This window comes from Bradyrhizobium sp. S3.12.5 (assembly GCF_040548225.1).
Taxonomy (GTDB): domain Bacteria; phylum Pseudomonadota; class Alphaproteobacteria; order Rhizobiales; family Xanthobacteraceae; genus Bradyrhizobium; species Bradyrhizobium cytisi.
Genome location: NZ_JBEPRF010000006.1, coordinates 182075 through 196666 on the forward strand (window position 1 = coordinate 182075; position 14592 = coordinate 196666).

General features: G+C 63.4%; 14 protein-coding genes. 5 read left to right on the forward strand and 9 right to left on the reverse strand.

Annotated features, from left to right (window positions below; translation table 11 throughout):
- Window positions 1-52: 52 nt before the first annotated feature.
- From ABIC09_RS10585 to efp, 3 genes are all read right to left on the reverse strand, one after another.
- On the reverse strand, window positions 53-961 hold the full coding sequence (locus ABIC09_RS10585; RefSeq protein WP_354109219.1) for an amino acid ABC transporter substrate-binding protein: 909 nt from the start codon (window positions 959-961) through the stop codon (window positions 53-55).
- A gap of 153 nt (window positions 962-1114) precedes the next feature.
- Window positions 1115-2737, reverse strand: a complete 1623-nt coding sequence (locus tag ABIC09_RS10590) for a M23 family metallopeptidase (RefSeq protein WP_354109220.1) — start codon at window positions 2735-2737, stop codon at window positions 1115-1117.
- 24 nt (window positions 2738-2761) lie between these two features.
- On the reverse strand, window positions 2762-3328 hold the full coding sequence (gene efp / locus ABIC09_RS10595) for an elongation factor P (RefSeq protein WP_148753881.1): 567 nt from the start codon (window positions 3326-3328) through the stop codon (window positions 2762-2764).
- Window positions 3329-3490: 162 nt separating this feature from the next.
- Here efp and epmA point away from each other — a divergent pair, with 162 nt between their 5' ends.
- From epmA to ABIC09_RS10610, 3 genes are read left to right on the forward strand one after another with little or no spacing between them, the layout of a single operon-like run.
- A complete protein-coding gene (gene epmA, locus ABIC09_RS10600; RefSeq protein WP_354109221.1) occupies window positions 3491-4555 on the forward strand; it encodes an EF-P lysine aminoacylase EpmA in 1065 nt (354 codons plus the stop codon).
- Window positions 4552-5646 (forward strand): lysine-2,3-aminomutase-like protein, encoded by a 1095-nt coding sequence (locus ABIC09_RS10605; RefSeq protein ID WP_354109222.1) that lies wholly within the window; start codon window positions 4552-4554, stop codon window positions 5644-5646. Before epmA ends, ABIC09_RS10605 begins: the two co-directional genes overlap by 4 nt.
- 40 nt (window positions 5647-5686) lie before the next feature.
- Window positions 5687-5938, forward strand: coding sequence for a hypothetical protein (locus tag ABIC09_RS10610; protein WP_148753884.1), 252 nt, complete (start codon window positions 5687-5689; stop codon window positions 5936-5938).
- Window positions 5939-6001: 63 nt separating this feature from the next.
- Here the strand turns inward: ABIC09_RS10610 and ABIC09_RS10615 are convergent, their stop codons facing one another.
- From ABIC09_RS10615 to ABIC09_RS10640, 6 genes are all read right to left on the reverse strand, one after another.
- Window positions 6002-7087: a 3-deoxy-7-phosphoheptulonate synthase gene (locus tag ABIC09_RS10615; protein ID WP_354109223.1), complete on the reverse strand. Its 1086-nt coding sequence runs from the start codon at window positions 7085-7087 to the stop codon at window positions 6002-6004.
- Window positions 7088-7321: 234 nt separating this feature from the next.
- A complete protein-coding gene (locus tag ABIC09_RS10620) occupies window positions 7322-7900 on the reverse strand; it encodes an HdeD family acid-resistance protein (RefSeq protein ID WP_354109224.1) in 579 nt (192 codons plus the stop codon).
- A 74-nt stretch (window positions 7901-7974) separates the two neighbouring features.
- Window positions 7975-9015: a PrsW family glutamic-type intramembrane protease gene (locus tag ABIC09_RS10625; RefSeq protein WP_354033553.1), complete on the reverse strand. Its 1041-nt coding sequence runs from the start codon at window positions 9013-9015 to the stop codon at window positions 7975-7977.
- 581 nt (window positions 9016-9596) lie between these two features.
- Window positions 9597-9857, reverse strand: coding sequence for a hypothetical protein (locus ABIC09_RS10630; RefSeq protein WP_354109225.1), 261 nt, complete (start codon window positions 9855-9857; stop codon window positions 9597-9599).
- 129 nt (window positions 9858-9986) lie between these two features.
- Complete coding sequence (locus tag ABIC09_RS10635) at window positions 9987-10613, reverse strand: PilZ domain-containing protein (protein ID WP_354109226.1); 627 nt, start codon at window positions 10611-10613, stop codon at window positions 9987-9989.
- Between the two features lie 346 nt (window positions 10614-10959).
- Window positions 10960-11556, reverse strand: a complete 597-nt coding sequence (locus ABIC09_RS10640; protein ID WP_354109227.1) for a hypothetical protein — start codon at window positions 11554-11556, stop codon at window positions 10960-10962.
- Between the two features lie 193 nt (window positions 11557-11749).
- Here ABIC09_RS10640 and ABIC09_RS10645 point away from each other — a divergent pair, with 193 nt between their 5' ends.
- Together ABIC09_RS10645 and ABIC09_RS10650 are read left to right on the forward strand one after the other, a co-directional pair.
- Window positions 11750-12853 (forward strand): acyltransferase family protein, encoded by a 1104-nt coding sequence (locus tag ABIC09_RS10645; protein ID WP_354109228.1) that lies wholly within the window; start codon window positions 11750-11752, stop codon window positions 12851-12853.
- A 271-nt stretch (window positions 12854-13124) separates the two neighbouring features.
- Window positions 13125-14570, forward strand: coding sequence for a glycosyltransferase (locus tag ABIC09_RS10650; protein ID WP_148753891.1), 1446 nt, complete (start codon window positions 13125-13127; stop codon window positions 14568-14570).
- The last annotated feature ends 22 nt before the right edge of the window (window positions 14571-14592 follow it).

Below are 14592 nucleotides of genomic sequence, written 5' to 3' on the forward strand. Positions count from 1 at the left end.
CTTGTAGCCCGGATTGACCAAAGCCCAATCCGGGATACGCCTCAAGCCGTCCTCATCCTCCGTAGGATGCAGGATCGGGATTGTCTGACGGGTTCTCGAACGATTTTTTCAGCGAGGCCGGCAGCGGGACATGGAAGTTGAGGCCGCGCGGCGGTACCGGCTCCATGAACCATCGGTTGTAGATCGTCTCGATTTCGGGGCTCTTGTAGAGCTTGGCGGTTGCCCGATCGACGACAGTCTTGAACGGCACATCGTCCTTGCGCAGCATGATGCCGTAGGGCTCCGGATCGGAAAATGCGCCGGTGCTGATGGCGTAGAGCGACGGATCCTTTGACGAGGCGATCATCGCCGCAAGCTGGATGTCGTCCATGACGAAGGCCAGGGCGCGGTCGGTCTCGACCATCAGGAATGCTTCGGGGACGTCCTTTGCGTTCATCACGGTGATGCCGAGCGAGCGTGCAGCGTTGGCCTTGTTGAGCTGGGTGATATTGGTCGTGCCGGAGACCGAGACGACGGCCTTGCCCTTGAGGTCATCGACCTGATCGAGCTTCAGCGCTTTCTTCGAGACGAAGCGGCTCGCCGTAAGGAAATGCGTGTTGGTGAACCACACCTGCTTCTGGCGATCGGCATTGTTGGTGGTCGAGCCGCATTCGAGATCGACAGTGCCGTTCGCCATCAGCGGAATGCGGGTGGACGAGGTAACGATATTCTCATTGACCTCGAGCTTATCGAGCTTGAGCTCACCCTTGATTTCGTCGATGATCTTCATGCAGATGTCGACCGCGTAGCCGACGATCTTTTGCTTGTCGTCGATGTAGCTGAATGGCACGGCGCTGTCTCGTATCCCGAGGGTGATCGCGCCGGTGTCCTTGATCTTCTTCAGCGTGCCGCTCAATTCCTCCGCATGAACCGGTACGGCGAAGGCGACTGCGAGAATGGCCGCCGTGGTGAGACAACGCATGAACTTCCCCTTCATCCTGTTTGGCTGCGGGGAGCCAAGCAATTCTGGGGCCAAAGAAGGTCAGGCGGAGCGGGCCCGAAATCGGGTCTGGCCGAGCCTGGCGCGCTGTCATTGATGTGTCATCGAAATGCGGTCGGCTGCGCGAGCCGCGCGTCAGTTCTCTTCGCCGCTCGATCCCTCGCGCTGATCGGGCTTGATCGCATCGTCGGGCTGCGCGTGTGCGACGGGCTGCGGGGTGCTTGCGATCTCCGGGCCGACCTCGCGGCCTCGGGCGCGGATCATGCGCTCATAGGCCGAGACCAGCGTGACGTAGGGGCTGACCCAGATCCAGCCGTCGCGCGTGAATACCTGGACGTCGAAATGCAGGTGCATCGACGTACCCGCGGGGTGGTCAAGGTAGTTGGAGATCACGCCGATCTTCTCGCCTTCGGTGACGATGCGGCCATTGAGCACTCCGTCGGCGTTCAACGCCTGCGGATTCATATGCATGTAGCGGAAGCGGATGTGCTCGGTGCGGCTGTTGACCTCGAGCGTCGCAGCCTGGTCCTTGGAAGCACGGATCACAATGGCGTCGCGCGCGGCGACGACGCTGCGCTGCCTGGGATCGCAGGGTTCGCGGCCATCGCCCGGCGACGGGCATTCGGCGGCGCGGATGTCCTCACCCTGGTGGCCATAGCCGCCGCCGCACTGCCAGACCTCGAAGCTGCGTGACTCGCAGAAATTGTCACGCCAGGGATAGGCGGTCGGGCCATCGTCCTTGTCGCGCTTGGCGTAGGATTGCGAATGCACGAAGGCCGGCGCCTTCTCGAGCGGAAAGCGGATCTGCGAATAGGCCATCGGATCGGGATGGCCGCCCTGCTTGCGATAGCCGGAGTTCGGGATGATGTCGCCGCTCGGCCGGTAGCTGAAATCCGTCGAACGTGGGGCCGGGCGATCGATCAGATCAGAGGCAATGTCCATCAGTGGCCGCGCGCGCTGGCCGCCGGCGATATGCAGCGCCTTCAGGAAGCGCTCGGCAACGGGGTAGGCCTCCTTGCAGGCGAGCCGCCGCGGCTTCGCGACGCTGTCCAGGCACTGGATCGACACCACATAGGCGGCACCGAAGCGACTGAAGGCGTAGCGGACATAGCCTTCGCGGATGAATTTGCGCAGGTCCGGGTAGATTGTCGCCAGCGGCTTCACCGGCTCGCCCTTGCCGCCGGCGGGATCGGCGATGTCGTAGACAAGTGCCGAACCGGTGATCTGCACCTCGACCGGCTTTGCGAAGGTGCGCGAAGGCATGCCGTCGCCGGCGCCTGGCTCGAGCGAGAATGTCGCGCTGTAGCCGGCGGGACCGGCGTCGAACACGTCGACCGGATTGAAATCGGCCTGGTAGCGCGGCAGAGCCAGCGGGGATCGTGCGCCGCTGCGTTGCGCCTCGAGATAGGCAGCGGCATCGAACGGCAGCAGCACGGGAACGGGGCTGCGGGCAATGCCGGTGAAGAATTGCGAGGAGACCGCGTTGAGCTGCACCAGCGCCGGCATTGCGCGCGGATCGAAGCGCGGCACCGAACGGCGCGGCACGAAGATGAAATCGCCGGCGACCTGGGGGTGGCTATTGATCTCGGTACGGAGCTGGTCGAGCGCTGTGCGCCAATCGACGCGCAACGCTGTGAGTGAGGGGCTGCGGAATTCGTCCGCAGCGAGCGGCGTCGCAAAGGGGAGCGAAAGCGACGCCAGCAGAAGCGAGACGAAGCGGAAACCGTTCCTACCCACTGTCTCGCCCCCCGGCGGCACCTGTTCCGATCCTCGATCTCTTGCCTAGTCCTTGGCGCGCTCGGAGTAGGAGCCGTCTTCGGTCATCACCACGATACGGGTGCCGACGGCGATGTGCGGCGGCACGGTCGTACGCAGGCCGTTGGAGAGCACCGCCGGCTTGTAGGAGGATGAGGCGGTCTGGCCCTTGGTCACGGGCTCGGTCTCGACCACTTCCAGCGTCACGCGCTGCGGCAACGCGATCGACACCACGTTGACGTCGTGCGTCGACAGCTTGACCGTCATACTCTCCTGGAGATAGGCGGCCGCGTCGCCGATCACGTCCTTGGACACCTGCACCTGATCATAGGTTTCCGGGTTCATGAAGTGGTAGCCGTCACCATCTTCATAGAGGTAGGTGAAGTTGCGCTCTTCGATCGTGGCCTTTTCAACCTGATCGGTGGTCTTGTAGCGCTCGGAGATCTTTACCCCGTCCGAGATTCGGCGCATTTCGATCTGGCTGACCGGAGTGCCCTTGCCGGGATGGATGTTCTCGGCGGTCACGACGACATAGAGCTTGCCGTCTTGCTCGATCACGTTGCCCTTGCGAATAGAACTGGCGATGACTCTCAAAGCTATATTTCCTGCTTGCTTGGCCCGGCTCAGGCCAGGACGTGGTCAAATGGATGGGGAACTTGGGGCCTCAAATCAGACCTCGGCGCCCGTTTCGGGCCGCAACATACGCATTTTGTCGTTGAATGCCAGCATTTTGCTGGCCTGCGGGACGATCGCCTAATGACGGGGGACAAGCCGATTTCGCCGTTCTGGACAGCCGGCCGGCACCTCGACCGGCGGCCGTTCCTCCAGGCCAGGGGGGCCATCACCGGGTCTCTCAGGGGCTTTTTCGCCGAGCAGGGCTTCGTCGAGGTCGAAACCGCCGTCCTCCAGGTCTCCCCGGGCAATGAGACCCATTTGCACGCCCCCCGGACCGAGCTCATCCGGCCCGATGGCAGCCGGGCTGGCCGCTACTTACGGACCTCGCCCGAATTCGCCTGCAAGAAGCTGCTGGCGGCCGGCGAGGAGCGGATTTTCGAGTTCGCCCGGGTGTTCCGCGACCGCGAGCGCGGCGACCTGCATCTGCCCGAATTCACCATGCTGGAATGGTACCGGGCGGGCACCCCCTATGACGCCATCATGGCCGATACCGTGGTGGTCATCGCCCGCGCTGCGCAGGCGACCGGAATCGGGACCTTTGCCTTCCGGGACCGGACCGCCGATCCCTTCGCCGAGCCGGAGTTGCTGACGGTCGCGGGTGCCTTTGAGCGTTTCGCCAGCATCGACCTGCTGTCGACAATCTCGGGCAACGAGGCTAACCGTGCCGCACTCGCCCAGGCGGCCGCCGGCAAGGTCCGCATCGCCGAAGACGACACCTGGTCGGATATCTTCAGCAAGGTCCTGGTCGAGCATGTCGAGCCGCATCTGGGGCAGGGACGTTTGACCATTCTGTTCGAGTACCCATCTCCAGAGGCGGCGCTGGCGCGGGTGAAGGCCGACGATCCCAGGGTCGCGGAACGGTTCGAGGTTTATGCCTGCGGCGTCGAGCTCGCCAACGGCTTTGGCGAACTCACCGACGCCGAGGAACAACGCAAGCGCTTCACGGAGTCCATGGCGGAGAAGCAGCGCCGCTACGGCGAGGCCTATCCGCTAGACGAGGATTTCCTGGCGGCGGTCGCCCAAATGCCCGAGGCGAGCGGTGTCGCGCTCGGCTTCGACCGGCTGGTGATGCTGGCGAGCGGCGCAACACGGATTGATCAGGTGGTGTGGACGCCGCCTGCAAATGAAACGTTAAGTGAAACATGACGAAGACCAGTCTTGCACGGACATTGCGTGAGCCAGCCGAACTCGTGGCCGCGGACCTCGCGCCCGCTACGGCGCTGCCGGCGCTCGAACGCATTGCCGCGCGCTATGCGGTCGCGATCACGCCGGCGCTTGTCGATCTGATCGACAAATCGGATCCCGATGATCCGATCGCACGGCAGTTCGTTCCGACCGCCGCGGAGCTAGAGATGCAGCCGGGCGAAAACGCCGATCCGATTGGCGACCACCCGCATTCGCCGGTATCGGGCATCGTGCATCGCTACCCCGATCGCGTGCTGTTCAAGCTCGTTCACGTCTGCGCGGTCTATTGCCGCTTCTGCTTCCGCCGCGAGATGGTCGGGCCCGGCAAGGAGAACGCGCTCTCGGATAGCGCCTATCGCGCCGCGATCGATTACATCCGCACGCATGGCGAGATATGGGAGGTGATCCTGACCGGCGGCGACCCGCTGATGCTGTCGCCGCGCCGGCTGAGCGAGATCATGGCCGATCTCGCCGGCATCGATCACGTCAAGATCATCCGCCTTCATACCCGCGTGCCCGTGGCCGACCCCGCGCGGATCAGCGACGACATGGTCGCAGCGCTGAAGGTCGAGGGCGCGACCACTTGGGTGGCACTGCATGCCAACCATGCGCGCGAGCTGGCGGGACCGGCCCGCGCCGCCTGCGCGCGGCTGGTCGATGCCGGGATTCCCATGGTGAGCCAGTCTGTCCTGTTGCGCGGCGTCAATGACAGCGTCGCAACCTTGTCGGATTTGATGCGAGCTTTCGTCGAGTGCCGGATCAAGCCCTATTACCTGCATCACGGCGATCTCGCGCCAGGCACGGCGCATCTGCGCACGACGCTGGCCCAGGGGCAGGAGTTGATGCGGCAATTGCGGGGGCGGGTGTCAGGACTGTGTCAGCCTGACTACGTCATCGACATACCGGGCGGTGCCGGCAAGTCGCCGGTCGGACCGAATTATGTGTTGGCGGAGCAAAATACCGCAGCCGATCCACGTGATGCAGCCTCGGAAACGCGCTATCGTATCGTCGACTATTGCGGCGACGTTCATCTCTATCCGCCCGAAATCTGAGCGGTCAGAGAACGCCGGTTTGAGGAATGGAGGAACGGACATGAAGAAGATCATGGTGGCAGCATCGCTCGCGGTCTTGCTCGGCGGTGCGGCGATTGCGCAGACCGGCACCAAGGGATCGACATCCGGCGGCGCCGCGTCTGGAACGTTGCCACAGGCGCCGGTCGGTCACCGCCAGCCGCGTGCCGGCGACGTACCGAACGAGAAGAATCTGACCGACCCGAACAATCCCGTGAACAAGGAAGACGCTCTGCTCGACAAGAAGATCAAGAGCATCTGCCGCGGCTGCTAAGCCGGAACTGCTGCGCGGTGGGCAGGACGCGAACAGCATCGCCCCGCCCACCCGTTGCCCCGCTTAAGCGGAACGTTCGTGCAGTCCGGCGCGCGCGGTGTTGCGCCGGATCTCGACCGCATCGGCGAGCTGCTCGAGTACGGTTGCCGTCGTCGCCCAATCAATGCATCCGTCGGTGATGCTCTGGCCGTAAGTCAGCGGATTGCCCGGCACCACGTCCTGGCGGCCGGCGACGAGATTGCTCTCGATCATCACGCCCATGATGCGGTTCTCGCCGCCCGAGATCTGGCCGGCGATATCGGCCGTGACCAGCGGCTGGTTTTCCGGCTTCTTGCTCGAATTGGCGTGGCTCGCATCCACCATCACCAGCGGCGCGACGCCGGATTTCGCCAGATCGTTGCAAGCCGCGGCGACGCTTGCGGCATCGTAGTTCGGCTTGCTGCCGCCGCGCAGGATGATGTGGCAGTCCTCATTGCCTGCGGTCGAGGCGATCGCCGAACGGCCGAGCTTCGTCACCGCCATGAAATGATGCGGATGCGAGGCGGACTTCACGGCGTCCGCGGCAATGCGCACATTGCCGTCGGTCCCGTTCTTGAACCCGACCGGGCAGGACAGCCCCGAGGCCAGCTCGCGATGGATCTGGCTCTCGGTCGTGCGCGCGCCGATCGCAGCCCAGGACACGAGATCGGCGATGTATTGCGGCGTCGTCATGTCGAGAAATTCGGCGCCGGCGGGCAGGCCGAGATTGTTGATGGCCGACAGCACGTTGCGCGCGAGCCGCAGGCCCTTGTTGATGTCGAAGCTGCCGTCGAGATTGGGATCGTTGATCAGGCCCTTCCAGCCGACGGTGGTGCGCGGCTTCTCGAAATAGACCCGCATCACGATCTCAAGCTGGTCAGCGAGGTCTTCGCGCAACGCAGCAAGGCGCTCGGCGTATTCGAGCGCAGCCTTGGGATCATGCACCGAGCAGGGGCCAACCACGACCAGAAGCCGGTCGTCCTGGCCGTTAAGGATGGCATGGATCGCGTTGCGGGCCGCCATGACCACACGGGTGGCCGTGAGGGTGCGCGGGACCTCCCGCATCACGTCCTCGGGCGTGCTCAGCTCTTTCAGTTCGCGGATACGAAGATCGTCGGTCGTGCTCAGCACGGCGGGCTCCTGTCATTTTGAGAACCTGCCGGCCAATAAAAAAGCCGCCAGGTCTGGCGGCTGTTCGGACGTTTGCTTCAATATTTCAGATTGAGCGCGATCCTCCTGCCGCCAGCGAGCTGTCGTAGCTAAAATACCAAAAATAGCTGGTGGCGACGGTGATCATGGTCGGTCATATAGCGCGCCGTTGGCGGGCTGTCACCCCCCAATCGACGTCAGGGGCTTTGAGGCGCCTCAGCTGTTGCTCTTGCGTGCCGCCAGGGCCATGCCGATCAGGGTGGCGCCGCCGAACAACAGGTTGATGCCGACCAGCACGCCGATGGCCCATTCCGCCGAACTCGGCAGTCCCGTGATCACCATGAACGCGATCGCGATGTCGAAGAGGCCCGAGATCAGCAGCCACGACCAGCGGCCGCTCAACTCGCGGCGGTGCTCCAGTGCGTACATGATGGTGGCGACACCCTCGGCGAGGAAGTAGGCACCGAGCACGATGGTCAGCGTCAGCACGGCCTGCATCGGGCGGGCCAACAGCAGCATGCCGGCGAGCACGGCGAGGGCCGCCGAAATCAGCGACCACCAGAAGCCCGGTGTGGCGCGCGCCCAATAGGTCACGATCAATCCGCCGATGCCGCTGACCAGGAACATCCAGCCGAGAAAGATCGTGATGGCAAGGCTCGCGAGCGGCGGCAGGATCAACGCGGCGATGCCGAGAACGGCAAGCAAAATGCCTTCAAACAGAAACGCCTTCCAATGCGCCTTGACCGCCTGGCTCATCGCGGATTGCAGCCGTGAAAAATCCTCGGGCGAAGTCATGATGGCCTCTCACGTCACGGGAAGCGGATGCGGCTCAATCTAGTATGCGCGCAGCCCGCTTGCCATCCCGCGGATCAGCCGCTGCCGTGCGCTGACGAAAAACCCTCGCCACTGGTGCGGATGCGGTTGCGGCCAAGAACGTAGATCGCGGTCGTGACGACCAGAAGCGCAAGGCCGAGCAGGATCGAGGTGAGGCCGATCGGGATCAGCGCCAACGTCAGATTGCGCTCGGGATTGATCAGCCAGTGATGGATCGAGGTCAGCACGAAGGCGAGGCCGAGGAAGCCGACACCGCCGCCGGCGAGCAGCAGCGCCCACATCCGGCGCAGCTGGCTGAGCCGCTCCCTCGCGACGTCGGTTCGCGGCGCGTGATGGCGCGCGACGCGCCGCACCAGGCGCATGGCGAAGGCGATCGAGCTGAAGCCGATCAGCAGGCTCGCGGCGCCCAGCCACATCCGCAAGCCGGGATCGAGATCCGGCATTCTCTGCAAGGTCAGGAGCGGGAAGTCGAAGGCCGAATGCAGCGCCAGCGGACCGGCGAAGATCAGCAGGCGGCTGGACAGGCGGGCCCAGTCGCGGTGGTGGCGGTTTGCGCCCAGCGCCGTGCCGGCGCGCGCGATCGTGAGATAGGCGCCTGCGATGATGCCGAGCGCGCCGTGGAACGGCACGGTGAGAACGCTGCGCAAGGCCGCCAGCGACCGCCACATCTCGGCGTGCTGCACCAGATAGGCGAGGTTTTCGTAAGCCGCGAAGCCGAGGCCGACAGCGGCGCCATAGACCACGGTGTCCATGGGATTGGCGAAGGTTCTTCGCTTGGTCGAGGAGACCAGCACGATGGCGATCACCTTCACCGCCTCCTCGGGCAGCGCGACGCCGAAAACCGAATGCATGGCGAGCGCCGTCCAGGGATTGTCGGGCGCCGCGACCATCTTGGCGAAGGGGGCCCGGGCGAGACCCAGCAAGGAGATACTGGCCGCGCCGAGCAGGAACGCAGTCCAGACCTGGGCCGGCGGCCCGGGGCGCTCTTCGGCGGCAATGACAAGCCACAGCATCAGCAGCGCCGGGGCGATGGCGGCCGTTCCGATCACGGTGGGTAACGCTTCAATCAGATACATCGGCGCCGAAAATAGGTTCCCTTGGTCCGCTTATCTACGTTTCCCGATGCGACCATCTGTCATGCGCCAGCTGTCCCGTTGCTTAACAAGCGCGACAGCTGGCGTTCATCAGGACCGCAACGTGTAGAATACGAGCGTAATCAATCGCATGACAGAACCACCTCGTCGTCAACCGTAACGGCTGCGCGCCTGTCAGCGGATCGCGATTGATAAGTCAGATCAAGGCAATGTGCAGGTTTCTTCAATCCACGATGCACGTGGGCAGGCAGCGAGTCCAGAGGCGGGACAAGCCACCGCGCGGCCAGCTGGACCGCTTAGTCACGCTTCGTTGCACGTCCGCGGAGTGGTGATGCCACCAGGCGGGTTCGCACCTGCTCGAGCTCCCAGATGGCGCGTATGAGGCATGTGCCAAGGCAGGAGACGATGAGCAGCAGCACGAAGGCCTGGTCGGCGGGAGGGATATGAATCATGGCGTTGATTAAGCAACGCGCATGCCATGCGTTCCCGAGCAGGCCTGCGCACTGCGCAACGGCGCGTCACATCAGCGCTCGCAAGGCGAGCAGGGCCCGTGCTTTCTGCTCTCAATGGGTGGTGAACGGCGGTGGAGCGTCGGGCGTGATGTCGAACGCCCCAAGGTGGAATTCATCGCCGATGGCGGCCTCGTCCGGCTGGGAATGGTGGGCGAGCAGCGTGAAGGCGGCTTGCGGATACTGCTTCCAGATATCGAGATCGTCGGCCGTAATGGTGAGCCAGCCGAACGTGTATATGTAGCGCCCGGGCTCGGTGACCCGGCCAACCCTGTCCCAGGTGATCTTATCAACCGTGATCTTGTCGACTGCCATCCGGTCCCCCGATCGCAAGTCCGCAACTCAAAAGTCTGCAAATGAAGCCTGGCACGTGGCACGCACCCCAAAGCTGATCCCGCAATGGGGCCGCGATGGGGCAGCAATACGGATTGGTTTGGACCGGCTTCAGGCTGGCTGCGGCACGGCATGGCGCACGACCAGGCGGACGAGGTCGTCCCGCTGCTGTTTCTCGGCGAACTTCACCGCAAAGCCATTGTCGAACTTGCGGACGACGCGTCCGACGCAGGCGCCGACGGCAAGCGGGGTCCCGATCGGCGGGTCGTATTCGCAGGAGATCGCAGCGCCGGCCGTGGAGACGTCGATGATGAAGCAGGAATGGGTGCTGCCGTCGGCAACCGTCAGGAATGTGTGCGAGGCTTGCGGAACGAAGCGCGCGTCACGGCGCAGGTCCAGGACGCTGTCGTCCTTCTGCTTCTTTTCGAGCCAGGTCAGCTTTTCCGACATCCAGGCGCGGCGGGCCCGGGTCATGTCGAGCTCCATCAGGAAGCCCGATTTCAGCGTCGCGCTGATGGTGCACTGGAATTCGCCGAAATCCTGGAAGTAGGAGGTTACGCGCTCGCCGATCTTGCCGACGACCGGCACGTCGACGATCATGCGGAAGGGCGAGACGCGCTTGGTGCGGCAGGCGAAGTTTCGCAGCTTGCCCTCGCAATCGTACCAGCGATGCAGCGAATAGCTGCCGCTCACGGTTACTTCGACTGCACGCTGCCTGAGGAACTCTGCGACGGACATGGGCGCTCGATCGTGTTTCTGGTTGTTTCCGTAATTCCACGGTAGCGATCAAATTCTAAGCAAATGATACCGGCACTCAGGAGCAAGGGTAAATTTCCGGTAAATGGCCGGGGCGGTAGTGTGCCGGGGTAAGCGGCAAAACGTCCCGGTTATCGGGCGCGCTCATTCACAACCACGTCATTGCGACCCAGCGGTGCAGTCGAGGATCTCGCCGCTTCTCGACCGGCTTACTGAGACCTGACGCGGGCTTCTTGGCCCGAGCTGAGCGGCGGCATTCAGGCAGGCCCGTGCAGCGCCAGCAAAACCAGCGCGCCAATGGCCACGGCGAGCTTGATCACCTTCCAGGTCAGGCTGTCCCACCTGATCTCCAATCCGAGCCATGGCAATGCGGGCCGCATCGCGCGTGCGCGAGCGCTTCGACGATGACGATCGCAAGGGCAATGCCGGCGATGACTGACCACGACGCCTCGGCCGGAGGCATCCATGCCGCGAGCCAGCCGGGGACCAGGTCCCGCAACGACACGAGCAGCGCAAACCATCCGAACAGGGAGACGAAGCCTTTGACGATTTCGGGCCCGATCGCTTCCGGCTCGAACCGGATCCCGATCGTTGCGAGCGCGCGTTCGATGCGCTCGCCATCGGACAGGAAGATCAATGCCCCGAGGTAAAATGGCACGCGCGATTGCAAAAAGAGCGCGATGATCGCTGACAGGATTGCGCAGCAATAGGCGTCGCGGAGAATGTGCCAGCCACTCATGCCCGACGGCCCGGTTGCCTTGGCGGCTTGGGGCTGCGGCACCGATCTGGCGCGCGCCATGTGCTCCAGCATTTTGGCGCGTCGGTCCGGCAAATAGGGCGCGGTGCGGTGTATCCAGGCCGGGGGCGTGGTCGTAATCGGCGGCGCGCCGGACTGGCCATCCGCGGTCGATTTGCGCTGCTCCATGGGCCGAATCTCGATCCTTCAAGCCGTGCCACCATCGCAGTGGGCGAGGTAGTTTCCTTCGGACATTGGTCGGAGGTGAGGGGCCGGGAGGTTCATGCCGGGATGACCGATTCTGCCGGCGCATCGCCGGCCTGGCCGGCTTCCCGAGCGATCAGGGCCCGGCGCCCCGACGATCTCATCTCCATAGATTGCCATGACGTGCCGTGTTGTGGCTAAGTGCGAACGCGGATGCTGCAAGATCAAGAAGCCGTCCAAAATCCAGACCTCGGATGTCAGGACGATCGTGGTTCAAGAACTCGAATTCCTGCCTAGACTTGAGTCGTTGCGCGGCCTGGCTGCGGTCTCCGTCGTCGGCTACCATGCGTTCGGACGATTCACCGACACCTATGTCACAGGCATGGCGCCGGTGGTGCTCTTCTTCGTGCTGAGCGGCTTCGTGCTGTCGCGCTCGCTGGCTCGGAACGACGACATCGCGGTATTCCTGCGTCACAGGATTCTCCGGCTGTTTCCGGCGGCGGTTGCGGTCGTACTGCTGCTGGCCGGGCTTCACGAGGCCTTCGGATTCTATCTGGGCTTCGGGTCTGATTTTTCGCCCTTCAACGTGATGTTGAACGCTCTGATGATCCGGCACGACATCAATGGGCCGATGTGGTCGATGACGGTGGAGTGCTTCGCAACACCGGTTATCGTTCTGACCTTCCTGGGCGGCCGGCGGTTTGGCCCGCGCGTCCTGATCGCGGCGATCTCGGTGTTGTTCGGGCTGTCGTTCATCGGACCATATGCGCACCTGCTCGGCGGCTATACGAACCTCGCGCCTTTGTACGCTTTTGTGCTTGGCGTAGCGCTGCACTTCTCGGGACGCCGCCTCGTGGAAGCTATCGGCGGTCGGCAGATGGTGGTGGCTGTCGTGGCCGGTGTCCTGCTCCTCTATTGCGGCCTGCAAAAGCAAACCGCGCCGATCATCTTGCTCGAAGCCTGTTCATCCGGGCTGCTGGTTGCGCTGATCGCGTTTGGGGAGCTGCAGCGCGGCATTCGTTTGCTGGATCAGCCGGTGATCGGCTTCTACGGCCGGATATCCTACAGCTTCTATCTCTTCCACATGATCGGCCTGAGCGTTGCGGTCCGCATCAGCGCCATCGACGGCTGGCCCATGCTGTCGATCCTGTTGAGCATTGTCATCGGCGTGCTGTTGACCACGCCGATGGCGTGGACATCCCGGCGGTTCATCGAAGAGCCGTTCATCGCGATAAGCCGAAAATGGCGCGACCGGCGACGTGAGGTCTTCACGACGACCTGAAGACGTCCGCAGCGCGGTCGTTAGCCTTCGCCGCGCCGGTACGACACGTTCGGTCAGCATCGGATCGTCGCTGGACTGGGACAGAATTTCTGGCGCGCCGGATGATGTTCCTGTTGAAGTCCCGCTGCAGTTGCGCTTGAGTAGCAACAGGTTCGGGGGGACTGCTTTTTATGTGTCGTTTTATGTCTGCGGCGCCTCGCGCCGTGGTGCCTGATGTCGCGATAAATTGTCGTTCGAGCAGGCCCGACGGGGCCTATGTCTTGTCACGGACATGACCGTCATGTCTGGCGGCCTGTCTCCGCGAAAAGCAGGCATCCTCGATCACGCCGACCGCGTCGCCACGGACCGCGTGGCATGGCGTGAGAAGAACAGCTTTTTTCACGACGAGGACGAACGCTATCTCCGGTTCCTAATCCCGGCGGGAAGTCGCGTCCTCGACATCGGATGCGGCGTCGGCGACACGCTCGCGAGCCTCGCGCCATCACATGGCGTCGGAATAGATTTTTGCGGCACGCAAATCGGGATCGCGCGACAGCGCCACCCCTATCTCACGTTCGTCGAAGGCGATGCCGAAGACCCCGCGACACTGGAAGCGCTGCAAGGCCCGTTCGACTATATTCTCGTCCTCGATACGATCGGTTCGCTGGAAGATTGTCAGAAGTTCATCGCCCAGCTGCATCCGCTCTGCACGCGTGATACGCGGCTGGTGATCGGTTACTTCTCGCATCTCTGGTACCCCGCGCTGAAATTCGCCGAACTCATCGGCCTGCGGATGCCGCAGCCGGATCAGAATGTGCTGTCGCCGTCCGACTTGCGCAGCCTGGCGAGGCTTGCGGATTTCGATCCGGTCAAGTCCGAGCAACGCGTGCTCTCGCCGGTCCGGATATTCGGGCTCGGGCGCCTCCTCAATCGTTTCGTCAGCGTGCTGCCGGGAATCCGCCAGGTGGCGCTGCGGCACTATATGGTCGCGCGCTCGAGCCGCAGGGCGAGGGAGGAGTTTGGCTCGGCCACCGTCGTGGTGCCGGCGCGTAACGAGCGCGGCAACATCGAGCCGGCTGTCCTGCGGATGCCCGACTTCTGCGGCGACATCGAGATTATCTTCATCGAGGGCCATAGCCAGGACGGCACCTTCGAGGAGATGGAGCGGGTCAAGCAGGCGCATCCTTCCAGGGACATCAAGGTGATGCGCCAGCTGGGCAAGGGCAAGGCCGACGCCGTCTTCACCGCGTTCGACGCGGCGCGCGGCGACGTGCTGATCATTCTTGACGCCGACCTGACCATGCCGCCGGAGCAGATTCCGAAATTCGTCGAGGCGCTGCTGTCGGGCAAGGGCGAGTTCGTCAACGGCTCGCGCCTGGTCTATCCCATGGACGAGGGCGCGATGCGCTTCCTCAACCTGATCGCCAACAAGATCTTTTCCTATCTGTTCTCCTGGCTGCTCAATCAGCGCTATACGGATACGCTCTGCGGCACCAAGGTTCTGCGGCGCAGCGACTATCAGCGCCTGAAAGCCGGAAAGGCCTATTTCGGCGATTTCGATCCGTTCGGCGATTTCGACCTGATCTTCGGCGCATCGAAGCTCAATCTGAAATCGGTGGATCTTCCGATCCGCTACGCCGCGCGCACCTATGGCGAGACCCAGATCTCCAGGTTTCGCCACGGCTGGATGCTGCTGAAGATGGTGGCTTTCGCCTTTCTCAAGATCAAGGCGATCTAGCCCGTGGAAACCACGGTGCGAC

Excerpts from the sequence above, each read along its gene's own strand:
- ABIC09_RS10605 (WP_354109222.1), top strand. The coding sequence starts at position 4,552 with ATGACGAAGACCAGTCTTGCACGGACATTGCGTGAGCCAGCCGAACTC.
- ABIC09_RS10585 (WP_354109219.1), bottom strand. The coding sequence starts at position 961 with ATGCGTTGTCTCACCACGGCGGCCATTCTCGCAGTCGCCTTCGCCGTA.
- ABIC09_RS10645 (WP_354109228.1), top strand. The coding sequence starts at position 11,750 with ATGACGTGCCGTGTTGTGGCTAAGTGCGAACGCGGATGCTGCAAGATC.
- ABIC09_RS10625 (WP_354033553.1), bottom strand. The coding sequence starts at position 9,015 with ATGTATCTGATTGAAGCGTTACCCACCGTGATCGGAACGGCCGCCATC.
- ABIC09_RS10640 (WP_354109227.1), bottom strand. The coding sequence starts at position 11,556 with ATGGAGCAGCGCAAATCGACCGCGGATGGCCAGTCCGGCGCGCCGCCG.
- ABIC09_RS10630 (WP_354109225.1), bottom strand. The coding sequence starts at position 9,857 with ATGGCAGTCGACAAGATCACGGTTGATAAGATCACCTGGGACAGGGTT.
- ABIC09_RS10650 (WP_148753891.1), top strand. The coding sequence starts at position 13,125 with ATGACCGTCATGTCTGGCGGCCTGTCTCCGCGAAAAGCAGGCATCCTC.
- epmA (WP_354109221.1), top strand. The coding sequence starts at position 3,491 with ATGACGGGGGACAAGCCGATTTCGCCGTTCTGGACAGCCGGCCGGCAC.
- ABIC09_RS10610 (WP_148753884.1), top strand. The coding sequence starts at position 5,687 with ATGAAGAAGATCATGGTGGCAGCATCGCTCGCGGTCTTGCTCGGCGGT.
- ABIC09_RS10635 (WP_354109226.1), bottom strand. The coding sequence starts at position 10,613 with ATGTCCGTCGCAGAGTTCCTCAGGCAGCGTGCAGTCGAAGTAACCGTG.
- ABIC09_RS10620 (WP_354109224.1), bottom strand. The coding sequence starts at position 7,900 with ATGACTTCGCCCGAGGATTTTTCACGGCTGCAATCCGCGATGAGCCAG.